Origin of the sequence: Dactylosporangium sp. CA-233914 (genome assembly GCF_050942935.1) — a bacterium.
Lineage (GTDB): Bacteria > Actinomycetota > Actinomycetes > Mycobacteriales > Micromonosporaceae > Dactylosporangium.
The window spans coordinates 9,236,905-9,250,320 of record NZ_CP192030.1; the positions used below are offsets into that span (position 1 = coordinate 9,236,905).

The 13,416-nt window shown below is 68.2% G+C and carries 12 protein-coding genes; all 12 read right to left on the minus strand.

Annotated features, from left to right (window positions below):
- Nucleotides 1–58: 58 nt before the first annotated feature.
- Entirely contained in the window at nt 59–1,615 is a 1,557-nt protein-coding gene (locus ACQPY0_RS41130; RefSeq protein WP_432973730.1) for a hypothetical protein, read from the minus strand.
- Nucleotides 1,616–1,716: 101 nt separating this feature from the next.
- The gene (locus tag ACQPY0_RS41135; protein ID WP_432973732.1) at nt 1,717–2,562 is read right to left on the minus strand and encodes a carbohydrate ABC transporter permease; all 846 of its coding nucleotides are present in this window, start codon (nt 2,560–2,562) and stop codon (nt 1,717–1,719) included.
- A gap of 2 nt (nt 2,563–2,564) precedes the next feature.
- Nucleotides 2,565–3,530, minus strand: a complete 966-nt coding sequence (locus ACQPY0_RS41140; protein ID WP_432973734.1) for a carbohydrate ABC transporter permease — start codon at nt 3,528–3,530, stop codon at nt 2,565–2,567.
- 62 nt (nt 3,531–3,592) lie between these two features.
- Nucleotides 3,593–5,080 (minus strand): ABC transporter substrate-binding protein, encoded by a 1,488-nt coding sequence (locus ACQPY0_RS41145; RefSeq protein WP_432973736.1) that lies wholly within the window; start codon nt 5,078–5,080, stop codon nt 3,593–3,595.
- A gap of 46 nt (nt 5,081–5,126) precedes the next feature.
- Complete coding sequence (locus ACQPY0_RS41150; protein ID WP_432973738.1) at nt 5,127–6,158, minus strand: acyltransferase domain-containing protein; 1,032 nt, start codon at nt 6,156–6,158, stop codon at nt 5,127–5,129.
- Nucleotides 6,137–7,195 carry a dihydrodipicolinate synthase family protein gene (locus ACQPY0_RS41155; protein ID WP_432973740.1) on the minus strand — a complete coding sequence of 353 codons (1,059 nt, stop codon included), beginning with the start codon at nt 7,193–7,195 and terminating at the stop codon, nt 6,137–6,139. Before ACQPY0_RS41155 ends, ACQPY0_RS41150 begins: the two co-directional genes overlap by 22 nt.
- The gene (locus ACQPY0_RS41160; RefSeq protein WP_432973742.1) at nt 7,195–8,211 is read right to left on the minus strand and encodes an NAD-dependent epimerase/dehydratase family protein; all 1,017 of its coding nucleotides are present in this window, start codon (nt 8,209–8,211) and stop codon (nt 7,195–7,197) included. The genes ACQPY0_RS41155 and ACQPY0_RS41160 overlap by 1 nt, the downstream gene beginning before the upstream one ends.
- Entirely contained in the window at nt 8,208–8,972 is a 765-nt protein-coding gene (locus ACQPY0_RS41165) for a sugar phosphate isomerase/epimerase family protein (RefSeq protein ID WP_432973744.1), read from the minus strand. The genes ACQPY0_RS41160 and ACQPY0_RS41165 overlap by 4 nt, the downstream gene beginning before the upstream one ends.
- Nucleotides 8,969–9,973 (minus strand): Gfo/Idh/MocA family protein, encoded by a 1,005-nt coding sequence (locus tag ACQPY0_RS41170; RefSeq protein WP_432973746.1) that lies wholly within the window; start codon nt 9,971–9,973, stop codon nt 8,969–8,971. Before ACQPY0_RS41170 ends, ACQPY0_RS41165 begins: the two co-directional genes overlap by 4 nt.
- Nucleotides 9,970–11,094 (minus strand): GntR family transcriptional regulator, encoded by a 1,125-nt coding sequence (locus ACQPY0_RS41175; protein ID WP_432973748.1) that lies wholly within the window; start codon nt 11,092–11,094, stop codon nt 9,970–9,972. Before ACQPY0_RS41175 ends, ACQPY0_RS41170 begins: the two co-directional genes overlap by 4 nt.
- Nucleotides 11,095–11,247: 153 nt before the next feature.
- Entirely contained in the window at nt 11,248–12,477 is a 1,230-nt protein-coding gene (locus ACQPY0_RS41180) for an enolase C-terminal domain-like protein (RefSeq protein WP_432973750.1), read from the minus strand.
- Entirely contained in the window at nt 12,474–13,403 is a 930-nt protein-coding gene (locus ACQPY0_RS41185) for a hypothetical protein (RefSeq protein WP_432973752.1), read from the minus strand. Before ACQPY0_RS41185 ends, ACQPY0_RS41180 begins: the two co-directional genes overlap by 4 nt.
- Nucleotides 13,404–13,416 lie beyond the last annotated feature (13 nt).

Genomic DNA, 13,416 nt, shown 5'->3' on the forward strand with positions numbered 1-13,416 from the left:
GGGTCCGCGCCGGCGTGGGTGCCCGCCCCGGGGCGGGCACCCACGTACAGGGGGTGGTTCAGCTCGCGGGGATGGGTGCGACTTCGCGGACGCTGAACCATTGGTAGTACTGCGGAATGGAGCTGGTGAGGCCGTCGGTGCGCAGGTAGACCGAGTAGTTCGGCCAGGTGAACGCCTTGCTGGCCGCTCCGTAGGGGTCATCGTCGGGTGACGTGACCTTGGTGCACGGCGTGCCGGAGCTGAGGTTGCCGTTGTCGGTGTAGGAGTTGACCAGGACCCAGTTGCCGCCGCCGGCCGGAGCGGAGGGGTTCGTCACGTTGCCGATCGACATTTCCTTGTACAGCTCGAGGCGCACCTGGGTGTCGTTCTGCCAGTTGCCGTCGTTGCCGGCGTCGATGTTGCGGGCGACGAACTTGAACCCGATCCACCGGTTGAGCGGCAGCTTGCCGCCGACCGACCCTTCCGCCGACGTCCAGTAGTTGGAGATGGTTGCGGCCTGGAAGTTGGTGTTCGGGTCGTGGTAGAGCTCCTTCTCGAAGTCGACCCGGCCGTCGAACAGCATCCGGGCACCGTACCCGCCGGAGGTGCACTGCCACGAGTCCGGCCAGTGGTTGGTCTTGGCCACCGCCTCGAGCCCGGCCCAGCCGACTCCGGAGTCGCCGGTGCTGTAGGCGTAGTAGGTGATTTCGACGTTGTTCCACTTGTCCGTGGCCGGGATTCCCGGCGGGACCGATGTCGAGTCGCTCTTGCGGACATACACCCGCGGGTAGTCGCCGTACACGCGCATCTGTCCGGCGCGGGTGCCGCTGCTGCCGTAGATGTCGGCGGTGAACTCCCCACCGGACATGACCAGTTCCGGGTCCACGGACAGGTTGCTGTTGCCGTTGTAGGTGCGGGCGTTGCCGTTGCGCCAGTTACTGAACCATTCCTTGCCCACGGACGGGTTGAGCTTCTTCAGACCGAAGGCGTCGAGCGTGGTTGGTGGCCCGGCGAGGTCGTTGGCCACGACGTTGTCGTAGCGGACGTCGCCGTTGAACGACAACAGCCCGGCCTTGCCCGCCGACAGGCCACTGACGGTACCGGTCAGTTCCTGGCTTCCATTGACCCACATGGTCGCTGCGCTGCCGCTGACGGAGCCCTTGAAGGTGTACCAGGTGCCGGTGTTGAGGGTGAAGGCCTTGCTGGTGACGTCGGTGATGGTTCCGCCGATCTTCTTGCGGATCTTCAGCCGGCCGTCTTCGTAGATGAACATGTAGTAGTTGTTGGTGTCGGTGTAGCGGGCCATGAGCCCCGCGGTGCGGTCGGTGCTCGTCGACCAGGTGGCCACCTTGACGTCGGCCTGGACCTCCGTGTTGGTGGAGGCGGCGTCACCGAACACCGCGCGGGCCGTGGCCGAGGTCGTCTTGTAGACCTTCGTGCCGTCGGTCACGACCGAGTAGGCCCCGGTGGCGGCCGTGAAACCGTCGGCCGTGCCGTCTTCGAAGTTTTCGTTGACCGAGGTGACGGCGACCGCGGCCGGTGCCGTCAGCAGTGAAACCGCAACAGCGGCCGCCGCAAAACCCGCAAACCGGGCCGTCCGGCCGCGCCTGTCTGCCTTTCCTGCCTTTTGTCGCATGTGCTGCCCTACCTTCTGCGAGCGGTTGGAGATGCACATCTCGGATATATCGACGTTAGGCTCATGAAATGGAAGAAATCAACGGAATGAATCTGTAATGGTCAGTCTTTGATGGCGCCGGCCAGGCCCTCGACGAAGTAACGCTGGAAGAACACGAACACCAGCACGATCGGGATCATCGACAGGGTGACGGCGGCGGCGAACCCGGAGATGTCCACGCTGTACTGCTGGGTGAACGCGCGCAGACCGACCGACACCGTGCGCAGCTCGGGATTGCCCAGGGTGAAGATGAGCGGCACGAAGTACTCCTGCCAGCTCGAGGTGAACCCGAGGATCGCGGTGGTGGCGATGATGGGTCGGGTGAGCGGGAAGATGTGCCGGAAGGTGCGCAGGAACCCGGCACCGTCGATGGCGGCGGCGTCGAACAGTTCCTGCGGGATGGCGGCAAAGTAGCCTCGGAACAGCAGCGTGCTGAACCCGACCCCGCTGGTCAGGGCCAGAATGACACCCCAGATGGTGTTGAGCAGTCCGATGCTGTCGATGAGGTCGAACACCGGCAGGATGCTGGTCGCGGTGGGCATGAACAGAAACCCGAGGATCAGGATGTTGAGCAGCCGGCCGCCCGGGAATCGGTATCTGGCCAGGGCATAGCCGGCCAGCGCGGCGGCCACCACGGTCAGCGCGGTGCTGGACACGCTGTAGATCACCGAGTTGATCAGGTACCGGCTGAAGCTGGCGGTGGACCAGGCGCGGCCGAAGTTCTCCCCGGTCCACTGCTGCGGCCATAGCGAAAACCCCGCGTTGTACATCTCCTGCGAACTCTTGAACGCCGAGAACACCGGCCACAGGAACGGATAGAGCCACAGGAACGACACCGCCAGCAGCACGATGGTGACGACGATGGATGCCGGCGTCCATCGGCCGGGCCGCAGCCTTGAGGTGCGCATGGCTAGACTCCGTATTCTTTGCGTTTGGCTTGTGCGCGGTTGACCAGATGCCCGACGCCGGCATAGACGATGAGGACGGTGATCCCGAAGATGAACGCCGCCGCGCTGGCGATCCCGTATTGCGCACGGGCGTTGGCGAAGGCCTTCTCGTAGATGTAGAAGTTGACGACATAGGTGTCGGTGCCGGGCCCGCCCGAGGTCAGGATCTGCACCCAGTCGAAGATGCCCAGCGACCAGATCAGCCCGAGCGAGGCAATGATGACGGCCATCGGCCGCACCAGCGGAAGGGTGACGTGGCGCAGCCGCTGCCACGCCCCGGCGCCATCCACCTCGGCCGCCTCATACAGGCTCGGCGGCACCAACTGCAGGGCGGCCATCCAGAAGATGACGTACTGGCCCATGATCTGCCAGACGGAGATGACCGCGATGGTGGCGAACGCGATCGGCCCGTTGGCGAGGAAGTCGACCGGCTCCCCGATCAGGTGCGCGTCCAGCAGGGCCTCGTTGATGGCGCCGTTGGCGGGGTTGAGCAGATAATAGAAAACCATGGCGACGATGGAGGCCGGCATCAGCCACGGCAGAAAGAACACAGTACGAAACAGGGTGGGCCATTTGAGCCATTTGCGGGTCAGCAGCAGCGCGATCAGGAACGACAGCGGCAGCTTGATCAAGGTTTGGCCGACGGTGAACGCCCACGTATTGGCGTAGGACCGGCCGAACAGCGGGTCATCCAGGACATCGGTGTAATTGTCCAGCCCCACGAACGGCGCCTGACTCAGCGGGCCTATGCCGCCGTATTCGTAGAAACTGAACTGCACCGTGCGGACCAGCGGCCAGACGGTGAAGGCCAGGAAAAGCAGGGCGAACGGAAGGATCGCCAGGTATACGTAGCCGGCCTCGGACGGCCCTATCAGCATTCCAGTGCTTGTGGTGCGCACGCGAAGGAGCCCGCGTTTTACCTGCTTCATCGTTGACCTTCTATCTCCCACGGGGTGGCGGGGCAGGCCGAGTGCCCCGCCGCCGTTCATCGCTACTTGGCCGCGTACGCGAACGCCGTCAGGCCGTCCCACGACGGTTCCGCGAAACAACTCGCCGACACCTTCAGCCCCTTGCCGGTCTCGGCTTTGAGCGCGTCCTGGAACACCTGGTTCTGCTTGTCCTCAATCGGTTTGGCCATACCGACCCAGTCCCCGCCGTTGGTCAGGTACTGACCGATCGTGGAAGCCACCCAGTTCTCCTGAATGCTGTCCACTTTGGTCAGTGCCTCGGACTTGGCCAGGTCAGGGCACTTGAGCGCCGGCTGCGGCGCCAGCACGTGCACCTTCGGGTCAAGCGGCAGCAGGTCGCGGGTCGGGTTGTCGGCCGGAAGCCAGTTGGCGACCTTCGCCGGGTCCGCCCACGGCAGGATGTCGAATCCGTTCTCGTGGAAGTGCTGCGTGTACCAGCCGTCCGGGCGAGTCATCCACTCCAGGAACTGGGTCGCTTCCTTGGGGTGCTTGCTCTGGGCGCTGATGAACGTCTCGGGCAGCGGCGGCCCCTGTCCGATTCGGCCCAGATAACCGCCGGGTGCGCTTGCGGACTTCGCCGGCGGCAGCGCGACACCGAAGTTGGTGAACTTGAAGGTGCCCAGGAACACCGACGACATCCAGCCGCCGTCGAAGTAGAACGCCGCCTGCCCGTTGGCGACCGCCTGCCGGGCCGCGGTCTTGTCGTAGCGGCCCGGGAACGCGAACTTGGCCTCGTACAGCGACCGCAGATACCGGATCCCGGCGACGAACTGCGGATCGGTCGTCTGGGTGAACAGGCCCGACGACAGCGACGGCCGGCCCGGGCTGTATCCCTTCATGTTCACCGACATGAACGGGATCAGCAGCCGGTCGATCTCATCCGGCCCCTGCATGGGCTGGGCGAAACAGGACGCCCCCGCCTTGTCCCGGATCGCCTGACACGCCGCGGTGAACTCGTCCCAGGTCTGCGGAATGCTCTGCGCCAGCCCAGCCTTGGCGATGACGTCCTTGTTGAAGTACATATAGCCGTAGCCGATCGCACCGGTCGACGGCGGCCGCGGCACGGTGTAGATCTTGCCGTTGTTGCCGTAGATCGGTTCCATCAAGTTCGACGTGTCACGGAACCGCGACCGGAAATCGGCCGGCAGCACAGTGGAGTCGAGCGGCTGCGCCCAGCCGTTGGCCAGCACGTCCGAGAGCTCGAAGTAGTCGCCGGCGGTCGGGAAGGTGTAGACGAAGATGTCCGCCGACGTCTTGCTGCGGAAACTCAGCGGTAGTGCCTGTTTGTAGTCATCCTCCGTCAGCGTCTCCGGCACGACGGTGACGTTCGGGAACTCCTTCCTGAACTCGGCCGCGGCCTGCTTGTAGAACTCGAGCCGCTCCTGGCTGTACGTCTGCCATTTCAGCGTGACGGCACCGCCGTCCTGCGCCGTGTCCGAGCAGCCCGCCGTCCCCAGGACAAGGGCGAGCCCGGCGATCACCGCCGTCCATCTGGTGGTCGTACGATTCATAACGGGACTCCGGTTATGTTGAGAGGTGGTGGTTCGGAGCGGCGTTTCAGCCGCGGGCCGCCGGAGGCGTCAGCAGGCCATGCGGCTCCCGCCAGTGACGCCCCGACATCAGATGCGCGACGACGGCACGTTCCAGCGTCGTGCGTGCCGGCAGTGCTTCGGCTTGCGCGTGACAGGTGATCTGCTTGCGGAAGACGAACTCGGTGATGTCACGGTCCGCCTCGGACAGCTGTGCGCCGTCACGCAATCCGGCGTCGTCAGCGTCGTCAGCGTCGTCGACCGTGAAGCGGCGCTGAAACCGCAGGATGTTGCTGTCGGCGGGCAGATATTCGGCCAGCTGCGCATCCAACAGCCACGACTTGCACACCAGGCGCAGCCCGCCTTCGGCCACGCCGGGAAAGTGACGGGCGAAGAACCTCGTCGCATGCTGCAACGAATCGTCGACCGCCTGCGGGGCCAGGGGCCCATCTTCGGGGATGTGGATTTCCAGCCCGGCACTCCCGGCGGCCGGCAGCACGATTGTGTACTGCAACCGTCCCAGCCGGTACAGGATGCCGCGAAATGACATTTGCACCATGTATTGCTTGGCCATGCCGCCGCTGCCATGGATACGGCGGTGCACGGCCGTCTTGTTGCCCAGGTCAGCCAGGCTGGCCTGGGACACCTGTGCGGCTATGCCCAGCTCGGAGTGGTAGCCGAGAATCGCCGGGTAGCAGGCCAGAAACGCGGCCAGGTGGAACCAGCGATCCTGCGGCCCGGCGCCGGGCAGGGACGGACCGGGATCGAAGGGTGCCGGATCCCCCATCGAGGCGATCAGCCGACCGGCCTGGCGCTGCAGCAGCCACCGATACGGCCCCGGCGCGTGGAGTCGTTGCAGCGCGGCCGCGATCTCCGGGTGTTCCCGGGCGGAGACGTCGAGCCGGGCCAGCATCGCCACCAGCTCGGCATCATCGGGGACATCGAAACGCCCGGCCGGGCCGACGGCTTCCAACGCCTGTAGCCACGGCCCGAACGTGTCATCGAGCCCCAGCGTGCCGCGCACGACGGTGGTGTCCATCAGCGCGAGTTCCGCAGCCACTGATCCAGCTGCGCGGCGACGAACGTGTCGTCCTGCAGATGCGGGTACGCGGCCGTGACCCGGTCGATCTGTGCCGCCTGGCCTTCCGAGAGTCCTTCGCACGGGTCGAGCAGCCGCAGGTTGGCGAGCAGACCCTGCCGGCGCAGGACTTCATGCACCCCGGCGATGCTGCCGGCGAAGCGGTGCACGGGATCGAACAGGGCCGCGTTGGCGTCGGTCCACTGCGACGCCACCGTCAGCAGTTCGGTGGGAACCCGGCCTGCCCGCACGGCCGCGTGGGCCTGCTGCAGCAGCTGCACGGCCGTGTGGGTCCACACCGCGGCCTGCCCGATCAACGCGCCGGTGATGCGCTTGGTGACCAGCCGCCCGTCGACGCGGTAGGTGAACGGGGTCAGCAGATCGTGCAGGATCGCGTCGTCGTTGCCGGTGTACAGGGCGATCCGGTCGGCCCGGGGAGATTCGCACACGGCCCGGACGACATCCTGCGTGTAGTACCGGCTGAACGGGGCGATCTTGATCGCGGCCACGCAGGGCAGCCGTGCGAGGCGGGCCCAGAAGTCGGGGCCGAGGTGGCGGCCGCCGACATCGGGCTGGAGGTAGAAGCCGAACACCGGGATGACCTCACCGATGGCGGCGATGTGGTCGACGAGCTCGTCCTCGGACAGGTCGTCGAGCCCGCGGAGGATCACCATCGCCAGGTGGTAGCCGTAGCCGGCGGCGAGTTCGGCCTCGGCGACCGCCTGTTCGCCGGGGCCGGACACCCCGGCGATCAGGATCACCGGCCGAGCGGCCGATGCGGCTTCCTCGGCCGCCAGGCGCAGCACCGGCTCGAGCAGGCCCGCCAGCCGGATGCCGAACTGGGTGGTGTGCACGGCGACGGCCAGGCCGCCGGCCCCGGCGGCCAGGTAGTAGCGCGACAGTGCCCGCTGGCGCTGCTCGTCGAGGGTGCCATCGTCGTGCAGCGCCAGCGGATGCGCCGGGATGAGCTGCCCATCGTGGAGCATCGTGGCGATCGGGTGGGGCAGGATCGCGGGCATCAGAACTGTCCGTCCCGTTGCTGGAAGTGGGTGTCTTTGCCGTGGATGTGCCCGGCGTTGGCGACCCAGGCGGCGGTGTGCTCGATGAGGCCAGGCAGCGCCATCGACGGGTAGCCGAACAGCCGGTGGGCCCGGGCGGCGTTGCTCAACAGGGCGGTGGGCTGCTCCTGGCCGGTGAAGACCGGGTCCCGGCCGAGCAGCTGCCCGAACCGGTGGGCCAGCCATCGCACCGACACGGTTTCCGGTCCCGCCATGTTGATAACCAGCGGCGGCGTGTTGCAGTGCTCCAGCAGTTGCAGGGTCATCGCGTTGACGTCGCCCTGCCAGATCACGTTGACGTTGCCCATCGTCAGGTCGACCGGCCGGCCGGCGTGCACGGCGCGGGCGATCTCCAGCAGCACCCCGTAGCGCATCTCCACGGCGTAGTTGAGCCGCACGATCGCGACCGGGATGCCGTAGCGGTGGGAGAAGGTTTCGAAGACGCGTTCGCGACCCAGGCACGACATGGCATATTCGCCGACCGGGCCAGGCGGGGTGGTCTCGTCGGCGCCGCCGCCGGTGACCGGGGTCAGCGGATAGACATTGCCGGTGGAGAACGCGACGAAACGCGAGTCGCGGAACCGGGAGGCGACCACGCCGGGCAGGAACGTGTTGAGTGCCCAGGTGTGGTGTTCAGCGCCGGTGGTACCGAACTTCTTGCCCGCCAGGTAGATCACGTTCGCCGCGTCCGGCAGCGCTGCCAGCATCCGGTCGTCGAGGAGGTCCGCGGTGGCCAGCCGCACACCGGCGGCCTCCAGCCGCGCGGCGAGCTCCGGTTCGAACGTGCGGGCCGCGGCGATTACCCGGTTGGCCCGGCCCGTGCGGTCGAAGGCGCGGCGGGCCATGATGGCCAGTTCCGGGCCGAGCTTGCCGGCGGCGCCGAGCAGCAGCACGTCGCCGTCGAGCCGGGACAGGCTGTCGACGGCGCCGGCGGTGGGTGTGGACAGGGCGTCATACAGGTCGTCGAGGTTCTTCATGTCAGGTCTTCCTCGAGCAGGGAGCGCAGCTGGGCGAGGGGTTGTTCGAGCGGGGCGGCGTCGGGGTACCAGGCGCGTTCCCATTCCAGGGACAACCAGCCGCCGTAGTGCACCCGGGCGAGTTCGCGCAGCACCCCCCGCAGCGGCACCGCGCCGCGCCCCGGGAGCACCGGTGCCAGCTCGGACGGGGCTGCGACGTCCTTGAGCTGCACGTGCCGCAGCCAGCCGCCCAGCGCGGTGGCGGTCTGCTGCGGGGTTTCCCCGGCCCGCCACGGGTTGACCACGTCCCACAGGGCACCCACCTGTGGTGAGGCGACCTCGGCACAGATGGCGGCCACCGCCGCGCCGGTCAGGAAGCTGTCATGGGTTTCAAGCAGTACCGTCACCGGGCTGCCGGCAATCCTGGCCGCTACGGTGCCGAGCCGGTCCACCGCCGGCGCGTGCGCGCCGCCGCCGAACACCCGCACGAACGGCGCGCCGAGGGCTTCGGCGATCACCACATGCCGGAGCAGGTCATTGACTGCGCCGGGGTCCGGCTGGGCAACCTGCACGTAGGAGGCGACACAGACGATGCCGACACCCTCGGCGCTGAACTGGTCCCGGACCCGGGCCAGCTCGGCGGCTCGGGCGGACGGGGTGAGAATCTCGCCGTCCATGCACCGCAGCTCGACCCCCTCGTAGCCGTGCCGGCGGGCGAGCCTGGTCACGTGGCCCACGGGCTCGCCCGGGCAGCCGAGTGTGCTGAAGGCCAGCCGGTTCATGCCGGCACCTGCCAGGGCGAGATGCTCACGGGAACTGTTTCACCGGTGGCCGCGGACCGGTACATGGCAGTGGCGGCGGCGACCACGGATTGGCCGTAGCTTCCGCCGCTCGCCGGTTCGATGCCGGCGGCGCAGCAGGCGGCGAAGTCGGCGAGCTGCAGGCGGAACGCTTCCCGCAGGTGCGCTTCGTCGGGTGCGAGCAGGAGGTTCGCCTGCCCGCGCTGGTACCACCACAGGCCGTCGTCGTGCGACATCCGCAGTGCCCCGTCCTCGCATATGACCTGTGTTTCGTCACCCGGCGGCATGCCGGTGCTGGTGACCGTCACCGTGACCGTGACCTCGTTGGCCATCTGGATCAGCGCCGTCATGTCGGTTTCCACGTCAAAGCCCGGGCGCCGCCAGGTCCGCGCGTGGACCGTGCGCGCAGGCGAGCCGGCCAGGAACTGGGAGCGATCGATGGCGTGGGTGCCGATGTTCATCACGACGCCACCGCCGGCGAGCACCGGGTCGAAGAACCAGTCCGGCCGGGTGCCGCTCTCGTAGCGGACACTGCGGCGATTGTGGATGAGCACCGGCGCGCCGATGCGCCCGGAGGCAAGGAACTCCTGCGCCAGGCGCACATCCGGCAGGTACCGCTGCACATGCCCGACGGCCAGGCACACGTGGTTGCGGGCGCACGCGTCGATCATCCGCTGGCAGTCGGCCAGCTCGGTGGCCATGGGCTTCTCCATCAGGATGTGCACGCCGTGCTCGGCGGCCTGCAGCGCCATCGGCGCGTGCAGTGCGTGCGGCACCATGATGATGACCGCGTCCAAGCCGGAGGCGAGCATCTGTGTCACGTCGGTGTACGCCTCGGCCCCGGCCATACCGGCGAGCCGCCGCGCGGCCTCTGGTTTGATGTCGCACACGGCGGCGACTTCGATGCCGGGCAGCTGCGCCGCTGCCTGCACATGGAGCCCGGCGACCGCACCGGCACCCACGAGCCCGATTCGCAACGTCATCTCCCGGCCCTCGCCAGAGCCCGGCCGGTCGACGCCCGCACCACCAGGCGCGGCTGCAGCTGTACCTGGGGAACCGCGGTCTGCGGCCCCCGCTCCATGCGGCGTAGCAGCAGCTCGGCGGCCAGCGCGCCCACCTCCGATTTCGGCGGCGAAATCGCCGTCAACGGAACCTCCCCCACATCGGCGGTCTCGTCGTCGTAGGCCACGATCGACAAATCGCGCGGAATAGCGAGACCGATCGCCCGCGCCTGCTTTACCAGCCGGGCCGCGTCGCGGTCGCCCAGACAGAACACCCCCGTGATGCCCTCTTCCTTGCACATCCGCGCGTAGGCGGCGATCTCCTCGGTGGACCACTCCTCCCGCCGCTGCACAGCCTGCGGAACGTCCTCAAGCCCGAACGCGGCCACCGCCGCGGTGAACGCCTGCGCGACCGGCTCAGACGTTCCCGTGAGCAGCCGGCCCAGGTGTCCCAGCCGCTCATGACCGAGTTCCACCAGGTGCCGCACCGCCGTGTATCCGCCGGCAAGGTGGTTGCTGCACACGAACGCGGTCGGGTCATCCGGCTCCGGCCGCGGCGGGCGCCGCTCCACCAGCACATACGGCACCGGAAACGCGCGCATCTGGTCGACGTAACCCTGCGGATCGTCCATCACGTGCAAATTCGGCACCAGCAGCAGCCCACTGACCTGAGCGGCAAGAAGCTGCCGGGTCTGCTCCATTTCCAGGCCGACGTCATAGTCCGAGCTCGACAGCAGCACACGCGCGCCGGCCGTACTCATCACCCGCTCGATCCCATCGATGACCTTCGGGTAGAAGTAGGACGTCGACGGCACCAGTACCCCGACAAACCGCTGCTGCTGCGGCCGGGACCGGGCCGGAGTGCCGATCACGAAGGTGCCCGACCCCTGGCGGCGCTGCACCAGCTGCTCATCGACCAGCACGTTCACCGCGCGCCGCACCGTGTTGACGCCTACCTGATGCGTGTGCGCCAGCTCCCGCTCCGTCGGCAGGCGCGAACCCACGGGCCATTGCCCCTCACTGATTCGCTCACGCAAATGATGCGCAAGGGCCCTGAATTTCAGCCCGCCATGGAATGAATTCATTCCATCTATGGTCGCCATGCGGTGAAGCGTAAGCGAATTCGAGACCCTGTCAACAGTTACGATGCAGGTTGAAGCACTCTTGGCACGTACCACCGCGGAATGAATTCATTCTCTGTCGGCCGAAGGTACGAGGTCATCCCCCCGATTGATTCCTTCGGCGAATAGGGACGGCTACCGGATGCCCCGGCGGGGCAGGGCGGCCAGGCTGATCATGCCCGCCTCGACCCGCAGGGCTGCGGCGGTACCGGTGTTGGCGTGCGGACAGTACTGAAGGCTGTTGGCCTCCAGGCACGGCACGGAGCAGTCGAGCCAGGATGCAAGCGCTGCCATGTGGGTCAGCGCGCCGCCGGTGCTGGTGAGGTCCTGCACGGTGACGAACCGGCCGTGGTGGCGCGCCCAGCAGTAGCCGAGCAGGGCCTGGCTGTGGCCGCCCCGGCCGGTCTTGACGGCCACGCCGGACCATCCGTCCGCGGCGTGGCGGTCCAGGTCGGCGGCGTCGGTACATCCTTCGTCGATGAGGATGGGCAGGTGCGTCGCCAGCGCGGTCAGATCCGCCCCGCCGGGTGCGTCACGGCCGATCGGCTGCTCGGCGTAGCTGATCCTGGACCGTACCGCCGCCGGCAGCCGGCCCAGCACGTCGTGCAGTCCCGACGGGTGCGCGAAACCCTCGTTGGGGTCGAGGCACAGCCGGGCGCCCGGGCCGGCCGCGTGCGCCACCTGCACGATCCGGGCGGCGTCCCCAGCGGCGCCGGCACCGCTGATCTTCACCTTGAACCAGCGGGCCCCGCCGGCTTCCTGCCGCAGCCGCGTCACGGGGTCGGCCAGCCCCACCACGTGCTGGTAGGGCAGCCGCCGGTGTGGCCGGCGGCGCAGGTAGTGCGCCGGATACCGGCCGCGGAAGGCGGGGCCGAGGTAGGCGCCGAGGTCCTGGTTCAGCCACCCGGCGTCATACATGCGGTAGGCGGACCGACCGGCGGCCATGGCCCACGCGTCATGCACTGCGGCGTCGACTGGTGCCAGGCACACCTGCGCGGCCAGCGCCGGCAGGCCGGGTGCGGTCGCGGCGTGGCGCATGCGCGCGGCCAGCTGCAGCGGGTCACCATATCCCGCGCCGGCCAGCCCGGCGGCGGCGGCGGTGACGAGCGCACGCATCCGCCGGTCCAGCTCGGCCGGGTCATCGCCGCTCACGCCGGGACGGGGTTTGCAGGCCCAAGGGTGCGACAGCAGCACGACGCCGGTGCCCCAGCCCCGCCGGCCGCGCCGGGTTTCGGCGGTGACCTGCACGGTCGCCTCGGTGAGACCGCGGATGCTGCCGCTGCTGAGGTTGAGGGGCGCGGTGAAGGTGACCGACCGGAACGTGACCGTGGCGTCCACGGCCCGGATGTCGCTGCCGCGCGTCACGGCCGGTCCGGCGCCGGAGCGATCTCGCGGACGCTGAACCATTTGTAGTACTGCGGAAATGCGGCGGGCAACCCGTCGGTACGCAGGTAGACGGAGTAGTTCGGCCACAGGAACGGCTTGCTCGCCGAGCCGTATGGATCATCGTCGGGTGACACCCGATGCGTGCAGGGCGTGCCCGAACTGAGCCGGCCCAGATCGGTGTAGGCCGCGACGAGCTCCCAGTCGCCGCCGTCGGCCGGCGGCAGCGGGTTGGTCACGTCCCCGATGGACAGGTCTCTGTACAGCTCGAGGTGCACCGCGCGATCGCTGCGCCAGTCGCCGTCATTGCCGGCGTCGATGTTGCGAACCACGAACTTGAACCCGATCCAGCGCCCCAGCGGCAGCCGCCCGGCGACGCTGCCATGGGCGTCGGTCCAGCGGCCGGTCAGCGCCGGTGTCTGGAAGTTCGTGTTCGGCGCGTGGTACACCTCCTTCTCGAAGTCGATGCGGCCGTCGAACAGCATCCGCGCCCCGTAACCGCCGGACGTGCACTGCCAATCGTCGGGGAAATGGTTGGTCCGCGCCACGGCCTCCAGCCCGGCCCACGCCACCGGCGACCCGGCGGTGCTGTACGCATAGAACGTGATCTCCACATTGTGCCACTTGTCCGCCTCGGCAATGCCCGGCGGTATCGCCCGGGAGTCGTTGCCGCGCACGTAGATCCGCGGATGCGGGCCGTGGATGCGCATCTGCCCCGCCCGGGGCCCGCCGGCGCCGAACACCACGGCGGTGAAGTCACCGTTGCACATCACCAGCTCCGGATCGGCGGCCAGATCGCAGACGCCGTCGTAGGTGCGCTGCGAACCCTGGCCCCATGCGCAGCACCACTGCTTGCCCACCGCCGGGTGCAGCATGCCGATACCGAACCCGTCGAGCTGACGATCCACCCGGTCGACGTTA